Source organism: Streptomyces sp. ISL-10, assembly GCF_018614575.1.
In the GTDB taxonomy this organism is placed as follows: Bacteria; Actinomycetota; Actinomycetes; order Streptomycetales; family Streptomycetaceae; genus Streptomyces.
Genome location: NZ_JAGGOJ010000017.1, coordinates 110,942 through 127,973, shown reverse-complemented (window position 1 = coordinate 127,973; position 17,032 = coordinate 110,942). Strand labels below are relative to the sequence as shown.

Genomic DNA, 17,032 nt, shown 5'->3' with positions numbered 1-17,032 from the left:
CGGGCCAGGGGGTGTCGGGGCAGGTGCGGGCGGCCGGGGGAGAGGGCCTGGGGCCGGGCAGTTCCTTTGCTGGGCTCGGGAGCTCCGGGCGGCGGGTGGTGACAGCCGTGTTCGTCTGGGCATACCCGGACATGACGGTGTATCGGGCGCAACAGGGGGCATGGTGACTCATCAGTAACAGGGGACTTGCGCCGCCCCGGGAGGCTCGTGCGAGCATCATGCCGATCCCCGACCGAAAAGGGTTTTTCCTCCGTGATCTCCGCAGCGCTTTCTCCCGCTGCCGTCGCGTGCGCGCTGCGCCGGACGGTGGCAGGTTCGCGTGCGCTGCGTGTACTCCTGCTGCTCGCGGCGCTCATGACGCTCGGTCTGCTCTGGGGCGGCCAGGCGCATGCCGCCGAGGTGCCGGTCGAGGTGCGTGCCGAGGCGGAAGCAGGCACGGGCGTCCGCCCCGGCGTCGAGGGTCCCTCGGGCGCCGACGACGCCGTCGCATCCTTGCCGCCCGCGCAGGACACGGCGGGGCACACCGCGGTCCGCGAAGTGCGGCGCGCGGCCGAGGAAACCGTGGACGGTGTGCGCCAAGCTGTGCGGGCCGTCGTGGAGACCGGCCAGGAGCTCACGGGTGCCCTGGGCCGTGCGCTGCCCCCGGCCCCCGGCGAACTGCCCGAGGTCCCCGGCGGCGGGTCCTTCCCCGGCGGCCCCGCAGCCAAGCAGTCCATGACGGACGCTGAACCGTTCGCACTCAGGTCCGGCAACCTCGACGCCACCGCCGACGCCCTTGCCGACGCCGCTCACCCAGGCCGATCCGCTGCCGACGGACGGTTCGGCACGGTCGACGGGTACGACGGCGTTGCGCGGACCGGGCAGTCGCCGGACGTGCCGGCCGCGGACGCGGCGGGGACCGACCCGGCCCCGGAGCCGTTCGGACCGTGCGGGTCCGTGCCCGGCGCCGTGCAGCACAGCGGTGAGAACCACACGCCCCGCCCGGGCGACCAGCACACGGCCGCCTTCGCGGACGGAGCACGGGACGCGCTCGTGTCCGCCCCGGGCTGCCCGGCGGCCGAGCCGCCGACGCGCGACAGGCCGCGCGACATTCCCGAATTCCCCGGCTAGGGCAGGCCTTCCCCCGCCTCCTGACCTGCCGCGCGGGGGTGGGCAGGTCTGCCCTCCACTCCGGAACCTCTCCAACGCTTCCGGACCGCCGAACGAATTCGAAGGATCAACCGAGCATGAACAAGAACATCCGCCGCTCCATCGCCGTGGCCGCCACGGCCACCGGTATGTGGGCTCTCGGCACCGCCGCGGCGAGCGCCGACGAGCTGTCGGTCTCCGTGCCGCTCTCCACCCCGGATCTGGTCGCCGGTGTCACCGACGCCGCCGACGTCTCGGCCGACGGGGGCTCCGATGGCGCCTCGGCCGAGGTCGGCACCCCTCTCGTCGGCATCGAGCTGGAGACCGGGCTGCCGCCGGTCGGCGTCCCGGACGTGACGTCCGAGGCACAGGACCAGGCCCGCCAGTACGTCGACAGCGAGCTCCCCTCGTACGAGACCCCCTCCGCCCCGGACGTCCAGCCGCCGTCCGTGGACACCCCGCAGGCGCCGACCGCCGACGTCCAGGTTCCGCAGTTCGAGGTTCCGCAGGTTCAGGTTCCGCAGGTTCAGGTCCCGCAGGTTCAGGCTCCGCAGGTCGACGCCGACATCGACTACCTCTTCGGACCGCTCTCCGCGTTCGTGTCCGATCTGGAGCAGGGTCTCGCCGACGCCCAGTACCAGGCCCAGTACCAGGCCCAGGGGCTGGTCACCGCGTCCGGCCCGATCGTGGACGAGACGTCCGCGGCCGTCCTGCCGCCCATCGTCGCCACCGCCGTGGCCGGCGCCCAGCCGGTCGCGAACCAGGCCGTCGCCGACGCGGGACTCCTCGCCCAGGGTGTCGTCTCCGACACGACCCCGTTCGCGTACGGACTCACCGACCAGGTGCAGCCGTTCGCCTACGGCGTGGCCGAGGAGGTGCAGCCCTTCGCGTACGGCGTGACCGGCGAGGTGGGCCCGTTCGCGGGCGGTGTCGTCTCCGAGGTGCAGCCGCTGGTCGACGCCGTCGTCCAGCACGTGGAGCCGCTCGCCCAGGGTGTGGGCGGCAGCACCACCGATCTGGCCTACGGCGTGACCGGTGAGGTGAGCCCGTTCGCGGGTGGTGTCGTCTCCGAGGTGCAGCCGTTCACCCAGGCGGTCGCGGGCGAGGTCTCCGCCGACGCCGCGCCCCTCGCGGGCAACGCCGTCACCGGTGTGCAGGGCGTCGTCTCCGATGTGACCCCGAGCTACGTGCCGTACGGCATCTGAGCACGTCCGTACTCCGGTCAGCCGTCACTCCGGTCGGCCGTCGCACGGGGCGCCCACCCGGGCGCCTCGTCGGCGGCTGCCCGGAGGGGCCCGGTCCACGGGCCACTCCGGCTCCGGGGCACGGTGCCGGCATGCACTCCGCGGCGCCGTGCCCGGGCCGGTGGGAGCGGCTCTCCAGCCGGAGGGCGCTCCTGCCCGCCACCGCCCCGCGCACCCCTGAGCACACGACGGGTCGCGATCTGTGACCGTAATCACCGCCCAGGTGTGATCTGTGATTTAGGGACCCGCGTCCAGCGGGGATAACCTGCCAGGCGGACATGCCGCGCCCACGGACACCGTGTGTGCCTCCCTTGTGACATGAGCAGTCACGTTGCCCTTCGCGGCACGCCCACGCAGACAACGAACCGCGATCATCAGAAAAGGGACGGACGCGCGTGGACCTGTTCGAGTACCAGGCGAGGGACCTCTTCGCCAAGCACGGTGTACCGGTGCTGGCCGGTGAAGTCATCGACACGCCTGAGGCGGCGCGCGAGGCCACCGAGCGGCTGGGCGGCAAGTCGGTCGTCAAGGCGCAGGTGAAGGTCGGTGGCCGCGGCAAGGCCGGCGGCGTCAAGCTGGCAGCCACCCCGGACGAGGCCGTCGCCCGCGCGACGGACATCCTCGGGATGGACATCAAGGGCCACACGGTCCACAAGGTGATGATCGCGGAGACCGCTCCGGAGATCGCCGAGGAGTACTACGTCTCGTACCTCCTCGACCGCACCAACCGCACCTTCCTGGCCATGGCCTCCGTCGCCGGTGGCATGGACATCGAGGAGGTCGCCGCGACGACCCCCGAGAAGCTGGCGAAGGTTCCGGTCGACGCCAACGAGGGCGTCAGCATCGAGAAGGCCCGGGAGATCGTCGCCCAGGCCCAGTTCCCGGCCGAGGTCGCCGAGAAGGTCGCCGAGGTCCTGGTGACCCTGTGGAAGACCTTCATCGCCGAGGACGCGCTCCTCGTCGAGGTCAACCCGCTGGCCAAGGTCGCGAGCGGTGAGGTCATCGCCCTCGACGGCAAGGTGTCCCTCGACGAGAACGCCGACTTCCGCCAGCCGGAGCACGAGGCCCTCGAGGACAAGGCCGCAGCCAACCCGCTCGAGGCTGCCGCCAAGGCCAAGAACCTCAACTACGTCAAGCTCGACGGCGAGGTCGGCATCATCGGCAACGGCGCGGGTCTGGTCATGTCGACCCTCGACGTCGTCGCCTACGCCGGTGAGAACCACGGCGGTGTGAAGCCCGCCAACTTCCTCGACATCGGCGGCGGCGCCTCCGCCGAGGTCATGGCGAACGGTCTCGAGATCATCCTCGGCGACCCGGACGTCAAGTCCGTCTTCGTCAACGTCTTCGGTGGCATCACCGCCTGTGACGAGGTCGCCAACGGCATCGTGCAGGCCCTGCAGCTCCTCGCCTCCAAGGGCGAAGAGGTCACCAAGCCGCTCGTCGTGCGCCTCGACGGCAACAACGCGGAGCTGGGTCGCAAGATCCTCTCCGACGCCAACCACCCGCTCGTGCAGCGTGTGGACACCATGGACGGTGCGGCCGACAAGGCCGCCGAGCTCGCCGCTGCTGCGAAGTAAGGGAAGAGGGACTGTAGAACCATGGCTATCTTCCTGAACAAGGACAGCAAGGTCATCGTCCAGGGCATGACCGGTGCCACGGGCATGAAGCACACCAAGCTCATGCTCGGCGACGGCACGAACATCGTCGGTGGTGTGAACCCGCGCAAGGCCGGCACGTCCGTCGACTTCGACGGCACCGAGGTCCCGGTCTTCGGCACTGTGGCCGAGGCGATGGAGAAGACGGGCGCGAACGTCTCCGTCCTCTTCGTGCCCCCGGCCTTCGCCAAGGCCGCCGTGGTCGAGGCGATCGACGCCGAGATCCCCCTTGCCGTCGTCATCACCGAAGGCATCGCCGTCCATGACTCCGCCGCCTTCTGGGCGTACGCGAAGTCCAAGGGCAACAAGACCCGCATCATCGGCCCGAACTGCCCCGGTCTCATCACCCCGGGCCAGTCCAACGCCGGCATCATCCCGGGCGACATCACCAAGCCCGGCCGCATCGGTCTCGTGTCCAAGTCGGGCACGCTGACCTACCAGATGATGTACGAGCTCCGTGACATCGGCTTCTCCTCCGCCGTCGGCATCGGTGGCGACCCGGTCATCGGTACGACGCACATCGACGCGCTCGCCGCGTTCGAGGCCGACCCCGACACCGACCTGATCGTCATGATCGGCGAGATCGGCGGCGACGCCGAGGAGCGTGCGGCCGACTTCATCAAGGCCAACGTCAGCAAGCCGGTCGTCGGCTACGTCGCGGGCTTCACCGCGCCCGAGGGCAAGACCATGGGCCACGCCGGCGCCATCGTCTCCGGCTCCTCCGGCACCGCCCAGGCGAAGAAGGAGGCCCTGGAGGCCGCGGGCGTCAAGGTCGGCAAGACGCCGACCGAGACGGCCAAGCTCGCGCGCGCCATCCTCGCGGGCTGACCTTCCCGGACACCGTGTGGGCCCGCTCCCGGATCTCCGGGGGCGGGCCCACACGCCTGTCCGGACCACGTCCTTCCAGCCGTGTTCCACCGGGCCGGCTCCGTCCGGACCAGGTCCTTCAAGCGGCGTCCGACCGGGTCGGCTCTGTCCGGACGCCGGCACGTTCCAGCACGTGCCGCGTTCAGGTGGCACGTTCGGGCGGGGCGTTCAGCCGAGACCGGGCAGCAGCCTCTGCGGCCCCGCGGCCGGTTCGGCGCGCAGCTTGTCGCGCAGCTTCTTCTCCGCGGCGCTGAGCTGCTGCGGCCCGTTGTGCGGCGCCGGGACGCCCTCGACCTGCTGGGTCGGAGGCAGGGGCGGCTCGTACCGCCGGGGCGAGGTGAGCAGTGCGAGGGCGGTCGCCACGACGATCAGCGTGGTCGCCACGACGACCGCCCTGGTCCACAGCTCGGCCCGGCGTTCGCAGCCGGTACGCACCACCGCGGCGGGCGTCAGACGGGGTGCGGGGCCGGTGTCGGCGAGCGCCCTGAGCTCCTCCTGGAGCACTGTGGTCTCGGCGAGCCGTGGCAGCCGTTCGGCGACGGCGGCGCGGGCGTTCAGGACGCGGTTCGCGGTGGCAGGGGTGCTCGCCTCGGTCTCCGCCGCGGTCTCGGGCAGGTCGAGTCCCAGACCGTCGTAGAGCAGGAGGGTACGGCGGTAGGCCGGCGGCAGTTCCTGCAACGCCTCCAGCAGGGCGCGACCGGCCGGGTCGTCCGGGGGCTCGTCGGGGTGCACGTGGGCGGGGCGCAGTCGTTGCCAGGGGGACATGGCGTACTCGTACGCGGCCGCCCGCACCCAGCCTGTCGGGTCCCGGTCGACGGCGACCTCGGGCCAGCGCTGCCAGGCGAGCTGGAAGGCGCGCTCGACGGACTCGTGCGAGAGACGGCGGCGGCCGGTGAGCACGTAGGTCTGGCGGACGAGGGCGGGCGCGGCGTACGCGTAGAGCGCGTCGAACGCCTCGGCCGGCGCCGACCCGGCGTGCGGGGCGGGCAGCGACGCCTCGGGGCCGGCCGGGTACGGGTCCCAGTACGGCTGCTGCTGGGCGGCGCCCGAGGGCTCGGGCGGCAACGGCGCGGCGTCCCCTGCCCGGACCGGCTCGGGCACCGGCTCGGGCACCGGCTCGGGCAGCGGCGCCGGAACGGGCGCCGGATCGGGATCGACCGGCACCGGCACCGGCTGGGGCACCGGCTCCGGCGTCGCCGGTGCAGACGTCGCTTCCTCCTGGTCGGCGGGCTCGTCCGCGACTTGCTCCTCTGGGCCCGGCTCGTCGGCGAACTGCTCCTCTGGGCCCGGCTCGTCGGCGAACTGTTCCTCTGGGCCGGGCTCGTCGGAAACCCGCTCTTCGTCGACGGGCCGGCCAGCGGCCTGCTTCTGGGGGACGGCCTGCTTCGGCGAGGGAGCCGGCGTCCGGGACCGTTCCGCTGCGATGGCGGCGAGCAGCTTCGTGTACGCCTCGCGCTTACGGCCCTGGGGGTTCGTGCGGCCGGTTTCCCAGGACCTGATCGTGGCGGGAGTGACGCCGAGTGTCGTGGCGAGCTGCGTCTCGGTCAGCGACTTCGCCTCGCGGAGCCTGCGCCGCTCCATGGGCGGAGGGAGAGGGGGCCCGGACGTGGCCTGTGCGTCGCTCTGTGTCATGCGGGGCTCCATGCAGCACTGCACTCGGCAGAAAATGACATAAAAGTATCTTGAGCGACACAACGGTCATTCGCCCGTTACCCGGTGAAAGCGCGTGTCGTTGGCAGCATGGCCGCGTGACCCAGTTGACCGATCACAGCCCGCCCCTGCCGCACACTCAGGTCGCCGTGCACGGTGGCGCGTCGGCGGCCATCGTCGCCGGAGTCGTGCGGGGTGGGACCGCGGCCGGCCTCGGCCTCGGCACGATCACCGTGCTCGTGATGGTGATGTGGATCAGCTCGCCGTTCCCCGACAGCGGCCCTGGCGGGGCGTTGCATGCCGCCGCGGCGCTGTGGCTGCTCGCGCACGGGGCGGAACTCGTCCGGACGGAGACCCTCTCCCAGCTCCCCGCACCGATGGGGGTCGTCCCGCTGCTGTTCGTCGCGCTGCCGGCGTGGCTGGCGCACCGTGCGGCACGCGATGCGCTGGAGCCCGGCGACTCGCGGCCCCGGGCGTCCCCGTCGGGCGTGCTGACGGCGGTGACCACCGGATACGTGATGGTCGGGGCGCCTGTCGTGCTCTACGCGGCGGGCGGCCCGCTCGCGGCCGAGCCGCTGAGCGCGCTGGTGCACCTGCCGCTCCTGGCGTTCGCGGCCGCCGCCTGCGGTGTGTGGACGGCGAGCGGACGCCCGCTCGGTCCGCTGCCGGCCGGGCTGCCGCAGGGGCTGAGGGTCGCCCTCGCCCGCAGCCGGGTCGCGGTGGCGCTGCAGGCGGCTGCCATGGGTGCGCTGACTCTGGTGGCCGGGGGAGCGGTAGTGGTGACGGTCTCCCTCGTCGTGCACGGGTCGGCCGCACAGACGTCCCTGCTCGCCCTCGCCGGTGACTGGTCCGGGCGACTGGCCGTGGTCCTGCTGGCCCTGGCACTGCTCCCGAACGCGGCCGTGTGGGGCGCGGCCTACGGGCTCGGCCCCGGATTCGCCCTCGGCACGGGCGCGACGGCGACTCCGCTCGCCCTGACCGGCACGCCGGCGTTCCCGGACTTCCCGCTGCTCGCCGCCGTGCCCGGCCCCGGCCCCGGAACGCCCCTGCACTGGGCGGCGGCCGCGGTCCCGTTCGTCGCCGGCCTGGTCGTCGCCTGGCGCACGGTCCATGCGGCGGCCCCGAGGTACGGGGAGCGCGAGGAGGCGTGGACGTGCGGCGGCACCGCGCTGACGGCCCTGCTGGCCTCCGCCGGCTGCGGGGTGCTCATGGCCGTGGTCGCCGCCGCGTCGGGCGGCCCGCTCGGCAGGGGGCGGCTGGCGGACTTCGGGCCGGTGTGGTGGCTCACGGGCGCAGCGGCGCTGCTCTGGACGTCGGCGGTCTCGGTCCCGGTCGCCGTGGCGCTGCGCGCCTGGCGCGTACGGGGGGCCACCGCGGCCGAGGGGCCAGGCGCCGCTCCAGGGCGGGACGTGCCGGATGCGGTGCTGCCCTCGGCGACGGTCCCCGAGTTCTCAGCGGTCCCGGACCTGGACCCGGACGCGGACCCGGACCCGGACGTGGACGACGACTTCGAGGCGTACGACTTCCTGCCGGCGGACACCTGGAGCGCACGCAGCGCACCGCAGCCTCCGGCCGGCGCCTCGGGAACGGGCGCCCCGGAGGGCGCCACGCCGACCGGGGAGACGCCCGCTCGTCCCGGCGGAACCGAGGCCGCCGGGGAGCCGACCGCCGACCCGCCTTCCACCGGAACCGAGGCGGGGGCTGAGACTGAGGCGGAGACCGAGGCCGCGCCCGGATCCGTCGGCGTCCCCCCGGCCACGGACTGACGTGGAGAGCACGACGGCCCGGACCGATCTCGGTCCGGGCCGTCACACGTTCCTCTGTGGCGCTACTACTCCTTCACGCCCATCACATCCCGCAGCGGCTCGGGGAGATGCTCGTTGCAGGCCAGCTGGCCCGACTTGGTGAGAGCGTCGTCCACGCACGTGTAGAAGTCGCGGTACACCAGCTGCGCGGTGAACGACGCGGCCACGATCAGCAGGGCGATGCCCGCCATCACCAGGCCGCTCATCGCCGCCGTGATCTGCGGCCTGTTCGACTGGGACGGCTGCGCGGGCGCAGGCGTCGGCGCACCGGTCGTCGCCACTTCCGGGGCCGTGCGCCGGGGCTTGGCGCGCAGGGAGCTGATCGCCCAGTACACGGAGAGCGCGCCGAGCAGCAAGGCGATCTCCGGAAAGTCGAACAGCGCGAAGAAGAACGCCCACATGCCGCCGAGCAGTGCGTACCGCGCCCTGCGCTGGACCGGGTCCGTCGGGTCCCAGCGCATGCCGCCGGGGCCGCCGCCCTCCGGTCCATTCTTGTCGCCGCGCCGTTCGCCGGGACGGGTGCCGAAGCCGCCCGGGGAGCGCCCCGGCTGGCGGCTGCTCCACTGGCTGCCCCAGCGGGAACCGTGCGAACCGTTCCCGCCGTCGGCACCGTTCGCGCCGTCCGATCCATCGTCCGGCGAAGAGCCCGAAGAGCCCGAAGAGCCCGAAGAGCCCGAAGAGCCGCCGTCGGAGGAGGAGCCGTCGTTCACGGGCCGACGGGGCTGCCACGGCTGGTCCGGTCGGCCCTCCGGCGGGGGCGCGAAGGGATTGTCGTCGTCCGTGGACTGGCGCTCCCGCAGCAACAGGAGGTCCGTACGGTGGCGTCGGTCCGGCATCTGGTGAACGTCTTCCCCTCGTCATGCCCGTCGTCGAGCGCGCCCGGGCGCGTGCTCTGTCCCCAGACGCTACCTCCCGGCCACGCCCCCGTCCCGTGGGGGCCGTGCTGAGTGCCGGTATCGTTGCTGACGGTCGGCGCCTTCGTAGAGTTCCCCGTATCCGGGGCTGCGATTCGTTTGTACGACCACACAAAGCCGCACCGCAACGCGAAAAGAGTCCCCCGTGGCTGCCGCCCGCCTCGTCGTCCTGGTCTCCGGATCCGGGACGAACCTCCAGGCCCTCCTCGACGCCATCGCCGCAGATCCCGAAGGGTTCGGGGCGGAAGTCGTCGCCGTCGGCGCGGACCGGACAGGGATCGCCGGTCTGGAGCGTGCCGAGCGTGCCGGGCTGCCGACCTTCGTGTGCCAGGTGAAGGAATTCGCCACCCGCGAGGAGTGGGACGCGGCCCTGGCCGAGGCCACCGCCGCCTACGAGCCGGACCTCGTCGTCTCGGCCGGTTTCATGAGAATCGTGGGCAAGGAATTCCTCGCGCGGTTCGGCGGGCGCATCGTCAACACGCATCCCGCGCTGCTGCCCAGTTTCCCCGGTGCCCACGGAGTGCGGGACGCGCTCGCGTACGGCGCGAAGGTCACCGGATGCACCGTCCACTTCGTCGACGACGGCGTCGACACCGGACCGATCATCGCCCAGGGCGTGGTCGAGGTCCGGGACACGGACGACGAAGCCGCTCTGCACGAGCGCATCAAGGAAGTCGAGCGTTCGCTGCTCGTCGAGGTCGTGGGGCGACTCGCCCGGCACGGCTACCGCATTGAGGGACGAAAGGTTCATGTCGGTGAATAAGTCGGGTAACAAGCCCATCCGTCGCGCACTGGTCAGCGTCTACGACAAGACGGGTCTTGAGGAGCTTGCCCGCGGGCTGCACGAGGCGGGCGTCGAGCTGGTGTCCACCGGCTCCACCGCTGCCAGGATCGCGGCCGCCGGTGTCCCCGTGACCAAGGTGGAGGAGCTGACCGGGTTCCCCGAGTGCCTCGACGGCCGGGTCAAGACCCTGCACCCGCGCGTGCACGCGGGCATCCTCGCCGACCTGCGCCTGGACGCGCACCGCGAGCAGCTCGCCGAGCTGGGCGTGGAGCCGTTCGAACTCGTCGTCGTGAACCTGTACCCGTTCAAGGAGACCGTCGCCTCCGGCGCGAGCGCCGACGAGTGCGTCGAGCAGATCGACATCGGCGGCCCGTCCATGGTCCGCGCCGCCGCCAAGAACCACCCGTCCGTGGCCGTCGTCACCAGCCCCGCGCGGTACACGGACGTGCTCGCGGCCGTCCGCGAGGGCGGCTTCGACCTCGCGGCCCGCAAGCGGCTCGCGGCCGAGGCGTTCCAGCACACCGCCGCGTACGACGTGGCCGTCGCCTCCTGGTTCGCGTCCTCCTACGCGCCGGCCGACGAGACGGTCCTCCCCGACTTCCTGGGCGCCACCTGGGAGCGCGAGAACGTGCTGCGCTACGGCGAGAACCCGCACCAGCCCGCCGCGCTCTACACCTCAGGCACCGGCGGCCTCGCCCAGGCCGAGCAGCTGCACGGCAAGGAGATGTCGTACAACAACTACACGGACACCGACGCCGCGCGCCGGGCCGCTTATGACCACGACGAGCCGTGTGTCGCGATCATCAAGCACGCCAACCCGTGCGGCATCGCGATCGGCGCGGACGTCGCCGAGGCGCACCGCAAGGCGCACGCCTGCGACCCGCTGTCCGCCTTCGGCGGCGTGATCGCCGTCAACCGCCCGGTCTCGGTCGCGATGGCCGAGCAGGTCGCGGAGATCTTCACCGAGGTCATCGTCGCGCCCGGCTACGAGGACGGCGCGGTCGAGGTCCTGGCCAAGAAGAAGAACGTCCGTGTGCTGCGCGCCGAGGGCGCCCCCGCGAATCCGGTCGAGGTCAAGCCGATCGACGGCGGTGCGCTGCTCCAGGTGACCGACCGCCTCCAGGCCGACGGCGACGACCCGGCGAACTGGACGCTGGCGACCGGCGAGGCGCTGTCCGCCGACGAACTCGCCGAGCTGGCGTTCGCCTGGAAGGCCTGCCGCGCGGTCAAGTCGAACGCGATCCTGCTCGCCAAGGACGGCGCCTCGGTCGGCGTCGGCATGGGCCAGGTCAACCGCGTCGACTCCGCCAAGCTCGCCGTCGAGCGCGCGGGCGAGGAGCGTGCGCGTGGCTCGTACGCGGCGTCCGACGCGTTCTTCCCCTTCCCGGACGGCCTGGAGATCCTGACCGCCGCTGGCGTCAAGGCCGTGGTCCAGCCGGGCGGTTCGGTCCGCGACGAGCTGGTCGTGGAGGCGGCCACGAAGGCGGGCGTGACGATGTACTTCACGGGGACGCGGCACTTCTTCCACTGAGCGCCTCCTCCGCTGAGCGCCTCTTCCACTGAGCGCTCCACCCCTGAGCGCCGGATCGACGGGTGGCCCGCCGCGGCAGTGTCCGCGGCGGGCCACCCGTGCGCTTCTCAGGCCGCAGGACTTCGCCCCGTGCGCCGTTCTCAGGTCAGCAGGACTTCGCCCCGCGCCCGTCGTCGGCCGAAGGGCCGGGAGAAAAGGGCGAAGGCCGTGCGCCCCGCCGGAGCGGGGTGCACGGCCTTCGCACCCGAGGCGCCGCGCGGATCAGGCGCGCTGGCGGTTGAACCAGGCACCGCCGTCGGACTTGCCGACGAAGACGGTGATGAGGATGGCGAGCACGGTGTGCACCAGGCCGACCACGACGAACGGGTAGATGCCCAGGACCGCCGTGATGATGCCGAAGACCATCGCGGTGACGCGGATCCCATTGCCGCCGCTGCCGAACTTGACGCCGAGGAAGATGGCGAGCACACCCCACACCAGGATCAGCAGAGCGATGCCCCACACCGCGCCGACCGACATGTCGGCGATCTGCTGGAACTGGAGGTCGTCCTTGAGCGCCGGGTCGTTCTTGGCCTCGTTGAGGCCGATGGCGCCCATCGCGGCGAAGATCGCACCGATCACCTGGAAGCCGGCGATGATGAACAGCATCACGCGGGCCGCCTTGACACCGCCCGGCATCTCGGTCGGACCGGTCGGGTAGCCACCGGCGTACGGCTGGACCGGCGGGGCCTGGGGGTAGCCGTAGCCGGGCTGGCCCTGCGGCTGGCTCTGCTGGCCGTACGGGTTGTTCGGGTCGCCGAAGCTCATGGCGGGGTTCCTCCGTTGGAAATGCGGGGACTGCGCGGTCCGAGCGGAGGAACTGCACGATATTTACTGTTTTGCCCCCCGGCACTGCCCGCGGCACTGCGCGGATCATCGTCGTATTTCCGTCGCCTTTTTGTCCAGTCGGTATCCGTATGTGTTGTGCAAGTGCAACCTGCCGTTCGCCCGAAGGGCGAGATGGCGGCGGACCGGATTGGAACCGGGACGGGTCCATCCGGGAGGATGGGGGCATGACTGCCCAGATTCTCGATGGCAAGGCCACCGCAGCCGCGATCAAGTCCGATCTGACCGCCCGCGTGGCGGCCCTCAAGGAGAGGGGTGCCACCCCCGGCCTCGGCACCCTGCTCGTCGGGGACGACCCGGGCAGCCGCTGGTACGTCAACGGCAAGCACCGCGACTGCGCGCAGGTCGGTATCGCCTCCATCCAGCGCGAGTTGCCCGCGACCGCGACGCAGGAGGAGATCGAGGCGGTGGTACGGGAGCTCAACGAGAATCCCGACTGCACCGGCTACATCGTGCAACTCCCGCTTCCCAAGGGCATCGACGCGAACCGCGTGCTGGAACTCATGGATCCGGCCAAGGACGCGGACGGTCTGCACCCGATGAGCCTGGGCCGGCTCGTGCTCGGCATCGAGGGCCCGCTGCCCTGCACGCCGTACGGCATCGTCCAGTTGCTGCGCCACCACGGCGTCGAGATCAAGGGCGCGAACGTGGTCGTCGTCGGCCGCGGCATCACCATCGGCCGGCCGATGCCTCTGGTGCTGACCCGCAAGTCGGAGAACGCCACGGTGACGCAGTGCCACACCGGTACGCGGAACCTGTCGGCGCACCTGAAGCAGGCGGACATCATCGTCGCCGCGGCCGGCGTTCCGCACCTGATCAAGCCCGAGGACGTCAAGCCGGGCGCGGCCGTGCTGGACGTGGGCGTCAGCCGTGACGAGAACGGCAAGATCGTCGGCGACGTGCACCCGGGCGTGGCCGAGGTCGCCGGCTGGGTCGCCCCCAACCCGGGCGGCGTGGGCCCGATGACCCGCGCGCAGCTGCTGGTGAACGTGGTCGAGGCGGCCGAGCGCGCGGCGTCGGCCAAGGCCGAGGGCTGAGCCGACCCCATGGGCGTACGCACCAACGAGGTCCCCGACGGAGACGCCTCTGAGATCGGTGCCGCGGACACGGCGGACGAGCGGGTCGCGCCTGCGGGCGCCGCCGAGCCGGGGGCGGTGACGAACGAGGCCGCCGCGTCCGCCGTGTCCGGGGCCGCTGTGTCCGGGGCCGACGCGTCCGCATCCGACGCTTCCGGGGCCGCCGCGTCTGCGGATTCCGACGGCTCCGGCGAGAAGAAGCCCTCACGGCGGCCTCCGGCCGTCACACGGGACACCGCGCGGCCCGAGGGCGGCGGGCGTGCCGCGCCGAGGGACGCGCCGGCGCCCGCGCGGCAGTGGCCACTGCTCACCGTGCTCGGGATGACCGCGGTCGGCGTGCTGATCGTCGGCACCGACGCCTTCGCCGAGGCGTTCCGGGTCGGCGCGATCCTCATCGGGGCCGCGCTCATCACCGGAGCCGTACTGCGGCGCGTCCTGCCCTCGGTCGGCATGCTCGCGGTGCGCTCGCGTTTCACGGACATGATCACGTACGGGGTGCTGGGCGTGGCGATCGTGCTGCTCGCGCTGGTGACGCAGCCCGAGCCGTGGCTGGACATCCCCATCCTGGAGGACGCCGTCCACTTCACGGTGCGATAGCGGCGGCCGCAGGCCGGCACGAACCGTGAACGGCGCCCGTCCTCTCCCCCGAGGGAGGACGGGCGCCGTCGTGTTTCAAGGGTCATGGACGCGCCAAATCCGTTCAAGTGACGGATGGGGCCTGTGGCACGGAGGTGACCATTCCGCCACGGTGTGATCGTTCCGCTACGGAGGGCGGCCAGGGCGCTCGCTCGCCAACGAAGCCGCAGGTGCCCCTACGGGCGGCGTCCGGCGACGCGCTGGCGCACCACGCCCGCGTCGTGGCACCACGCCCGCGTCAGCGATCACGCGGCACGCATTCCACGTCGGCGTCAGCGGCCGCGTGCGGGCGGCCCCTATTTGCGTCAGCGGCCTGCCGCGGGCGTGCGCTGGAGGCTCCGCCGCGGTGGGCGGTCCCGCTCGCGCAAGCGGCTCGCCCCGGCGGCCCCGGTTGTGCGGCCCGCCGAGGCGGCGACGCCTGGCGATGGCGCCCGCCGAAGCGCAGGGCGGCACGACGTCGGCGGCAGAGGCCATGCGGCGGGCACTCCCGCCGACGATCGCGGCCTGCCCCAGGCCCTCTGTGAGCGGCCGTGGGCCGGCTGTCTGCCGTCGGTGGCGGCGCTCGATGCGCGGCGTCAGTGACAGCCGCGGCCGTCGCCGATGCGCAGGCGTCGCCGCTGGCCGCGGCCGTCGCCGCGCCTGTGGCACCACGCTCGCGTCAGCGAGCACGCAGCAGCCGCCCCCGCGTAGCCGGCACCCCGAGGACCCGCCGGACAGCCTGTGAGGCGCGTGGACGGGTGAGCCGCGCCACAAGGGGGTGAGGATTGGGCCGGGGCCGGGTCGGATAGCCTGACCGCTGGAATTCTCTTCACGTCAAGATTCAGGTAGGCGTGGACGAGACGTCCCGCACGAGGGGCAGTGTTGCCCACCGCCAGCTGTCTTACGGAGATCGCCATGACCCGCACTCCCGTCAACGTCACCGTGACCGGCGCGGCCGGCCAGATCGGCTACGCGCTGCTCTTCCGCATCGCCTCCGGCCACCTGCTCGGCGCGGATGTGCCGGTCAAGCTGCGCCTGCTGGAGATCCCGCAGGGCCTGAAGGCCGCCGAGGGCACCGCCATGGAGCTCGACGACTGCGCCTTCCCGCTGCTCAAGGGCATCGACATCACCGACGACCCGAACGTGGCCTTCGACGGCGCCAACGTCGCCCTCCTCGTCGGCGCCCGCCCCCGCACCAAGGGCATGGAGCGCGGCGACCTGCTGTCCGCCAACGGCGGCATCTTCAAGCCGCAGGGCAAGGCCATCAACGACAACGCCGCGGACGACATCAAGGTCCTCGTCGTCGGCAACCCGGCCAACACCAACGCGCTCATCGCGCAGGCCGCGGCCCCGGACGTACCGGCCGAGCGATTCACCGCGATGACCCGCCTCGACCACAACCGCGCGATCTCGCAGCTGGCCGCCAAGACCGGCGCCGCCGTCTCCGACATCAGGCGCCTGACCATCTGGGGCAACCACTCGGCAACCCAGTACCCGGACATCTTCCACGCGGAGATCGCGGGCAAGAACGCCGCCGAGGTCGTCAACGACGAGGCGTGGCTGGCCGACACGTTCATCCCGACGGTCGCCAAGCGCGGCGCCGCGATCATCGAGGCCCGTGGCGCGTCCTCGGCCGCCTCGGCCGCGAACGCCGCCATCGACCACGTTCACACCTGGGTGAACGGCACCGCCGAGGGCGACTGGACCTCCATGGGCATCCCGTCGGACGGCTCCTACGGCGTCCCGGAGGGCCTGATCTCCTCCTTCCCGGTCACCTGCAAGGACGGCAAGTACGAGATCGTCCAGGGCCTGGAGATCAACGACTTCTCGCGTACGCGCATCGACGCGTCCGTGCAGGAGCTGGAGGAGGAGCGCGCAGCGGTCCGCGAGCTCGGCCTCATCTGACCTGCCGCACACAGCGGTTCACGCCCCCCGGCGGCTTCGGCCGCCGGGGGGCGTGCCCGTTCCCGGACGGGGGCAGCGCGCCGCCCGGCGGCTTCGGCCGCGGCAGGCAGCCTGCTCAGCACGGCGGCCCCTTGCCTGCTGACGGCACGACGCCTGGAGAGCAGACAGCCCCCGGGCCTGAAGCGGCGACGCGTTTGTTGCGGCGCATGAATCGTCTGCCGCTCACCGCACGGGGCCACGGCGCCCGGGGCCGCTCAGCTCACGTGGTGGCCGGGTCGCCCGTGTTGATGCTCACCGAGGCGATGCGGTCGAGGTCGTCGAAGAGGACGTCGACCGTGCCGCCGTCCGGGAGGCCCGCGCTCATCCGGCCGGGAGCCTCGCGGTGGGGGAGGCCGTGGTGCGCGAAGTAGCCGCTCACGACCTGGCGGGCGGAGCCGCCGAGGAGGGCGGCGCCCGTGAGGAGCACGCGGGGGAGCGTGATCGCGTCAGGTTCGGCGCGGGGCACCTGGGGGTCGTCGGGGACCAGGTAGGCGCGGGCGGAGGCGTTCGCCTGGACGCCGATGTATCCGGTGGCGCCGAGGACGCCCATGGCGGCGAAGGCCAGGGTCTCGGCCGCACGGCGGGGGTCGTCGTGCCCGGCCAGGCGGACCAGGTCGTCGGTGAACTCCCGCAGGCCGTTCGCCTGGCCGTAACGCCGCACCTCCTCGGCGGCGCGTGCGACGGGCGTGCCCTCGAATCCGGGGTTGGCCCACGCCCAGAGCCACGACTGCTCGTCGGTGTCGAGCGTGCCGAGCAGCGAGATCCTCAGCTCACGACCCGCCTGCCGGTACAGGCACTGCCCGAGGTCGGCGCTCCACTCGCCCACGGGCAGGAACTCGTTGAAGATTTCGAGCTGTTCGGCACCCCAGGCGGAGTGCTCCTCGGTGAGCCGGAGGAACGGCTCGCTGAAGGTCATGGTCATGATCACAACCTA

14 protein-coding genes are annotated in these 17,032 nt (G+C 72.3%); 10 read left to right on the top strand and 4 right to left on the bottom strand.

Going from position 1 to position 17,032, the window contains the following annotated elements; translation table 11 throughout:
- Window positions 1–252: 252 nt before the first annotated feature.
- From J7E88_RS21495 to sucD, 4 genes are all read left to right on the top strand, one after another.
- Window positions 253–1,110 (top strand): hypothetical protein, encoded by an 858-nt coding sequence (locus J7E88_RS21495; protein WP_215183509.1) that lies wholly within the window; start codon window positions 253–255, stop codon window positions 1,108–1,110.
- 116 nt (window positions 1,111–1,226) lie between these two features.
- Complete coding sequence (locus J7E88_RS21490) at window positions 1,227–2,333, top strand: hypothetical protein (RefSeq protein WP_215183507.1); 1,107 nt, start codon at window positions 1,227–1,229, stop codon at window positions 2,331–2,333.
- Between the two features lie 434 nt (window positions 2,334–2,767).
- Entirely contained in the window at window positions 2,768–3,949 is a 1,182-nt protein-coding gene (gene sucC / locus J7E88_RS21485) for an ADP-forming succinate--CoA ligase subunit beta (protein ID WP_215183505.1), read from the top strand.
- A 21-nt stretch (window positions 3,950–3,970) separates the two neighbouring features.
- Complete coding sequence (sucD, locus tag J7E88_RS21480; protein WP_215183503.1) at window positions 3,971–4,855, top strand: succinate--CoA ligase subunit alpha; 885 nt, start codon at window positions 3,971–3,973, stop codon at window positions 4,853–4,855.
- Window positions 4,856–5,062: 207 nt separating this feature from the next.
- On the opposite strand, the gene J7E88_RS21475 is transcribed toward sucD, so the two are convergent.
- The gene (locus J7E88_RS21475; RefSeq protein WP_215183501.1) at window positions 5,063–6,526 is read right to left on the bottom strand and encodes a helix-turn-helix domain-containing protein; all 1,464 of its coding nucleotides are present in this window, start codon (window positions 6,524–6,526) and stop codon (window positions 5,063–5,065) included.
- Window positions 6,527–6,642: 116 nt separating this feature from the next.
- Here J7E88_RS21475 and J7E88_RS21470 point away from each other — a divergent pair, with 116 nt between their 5' ends.
- On the top strand, window positions 6,643–8,310 hold the full coding sequence (locus J7E88_RS21470; RefSeq protein ID WP_215183499.1) for a DUF6350 family protein: 1,668 nt from the start codon (window positions 6,643–6,645) through the stop codon (window positions 8,308–8,310).
- A 65-nt stretch (window positions 8,311–8,375) separates the two neighbouring features.
- On the opposite strand, the gene J7E88_RS21465 is transcribed toward J7E88_RS21470, so the two are convergent.
- A complete protein-coding gene (locus tag J7E88_RS21465; RefSeq protein WP_215183497.1) occupies window positions 8,376–9,185 on the bottom strand; it encodes a hypothetical protein in 810 nt (269 codons plus the stop codon).
- Between the two features lie 223 nt (window positions 9,186–9,408).
- On the opposite strand from J7E88_RS21465, the gene purN reads away from it, so the two are divergent.
- Together purN and purH are read left to right on the top strand one after the other, a co-directional pair.
- Window positions 9,409–10,026: a phosphoribosylglycinamide formyltransferase gene (gene purN / locus J7E88_RS21460; RefSeq protein WP_215183495.1), complete on the top strand. Its 618-nt coding sequence runs from the start codon at window positions 9,409–9,411 to the stop codon at window positions 10,024–10,026.
- Window positions 10,013–11,578: a bifunctional phosphoribosylaminoimidazolecarboxamide formyltransferase/IMP cyclohydrolase gene (gene purH, locus J7E88_RS21455; RefSeq protein ID WP_215183493.1), complete on the top strand. Its 1,566-nt coding sequence runs from the start codon at window positions 10,013–10,015 to the stop codon at window positions 11,576–11,578. The genes purN and purH overlap by 14 nt, the downstream gene beginning before the upstream one ends.
- Window positions 11,579–11,839: 261 nt before the next feature.
- Here the strand turns inward: purH and J7E88_RS21450 are convergent, their stop codons facing one another.
- Window positions 11,840–12,385, bottom strand: a complete 546-nt coding sequence (locus J7E88_RS21450) for a hypothetical protein (RefSeq protein WP_215183491.1) — start codon at window positions 12,383–12,385, stop codon at window positions 11,840–11,842.
- Between the two features lie 245 nt (window positions 12,386–12,630).
- Here J7E88_RS21450 and J7E88_RS21445 point away from each other — a divergent pair, with 245 nt between their 5' ends.
- The 3 genes from J7E88_RS21445 (at window position 12,631) to J7E88_RS21435 (ending at window position 16,059) form a co-directional block, all read left to right on the top strand.
- On the top strand, window positions 12,631–13,500 hold the full coding sequence (locus J7E88_RS21445) for a bifunctional methylenetetrahydrofolate dehydrogenase/methenyltetrahydrofolate cyclohydrolase (protein WP_215183489.1): 870 nt from the start codon (window positions 12,631–12,633) through the stop codon (window positions 13,498–13,500).
- Between the two features lie 9 nt (window positions 13,501–13,509).
- A complete protein-coding gene (locus tag J7E88_RS21440) occupies window positions 13,510–14,136 on the top strand; it encodes a DUF3017 domain-containing protein (protein ID WP_215183487.1) in 627 nt (208 codons plus the stop codon).
- Between the two features lie 933 nt (window positions 14,137–15,069).
- A complete protein-coding gene (locus J7E88_RS21435; RefSeq protein ID WP_215183485.1) occupies window positions 15,070–16,059 on the top strand; it encodes a malate dehydrogenase in 990 nt (329 codons plus the stop codon).
- 259 nt (window positions 16,060–16,318) lie between these two features.
- On the opposite strand, the gene J7E88_RS21430 is transcribed toward J7E88_RS21435, so the two are convergent.
- Window positions 16,319–17,020, bottom strand: coding sequence for a DUF6882 domain-containing protein (locus J7E88_RS21430; protein ID WP_215183483.1), 702 nt, complete (start codon window positions 17,018–17,020; stop codon window positions 16,319–16,321).
- Window positions 17,021–17,032 lie beyond the last annotated feature (12 nt).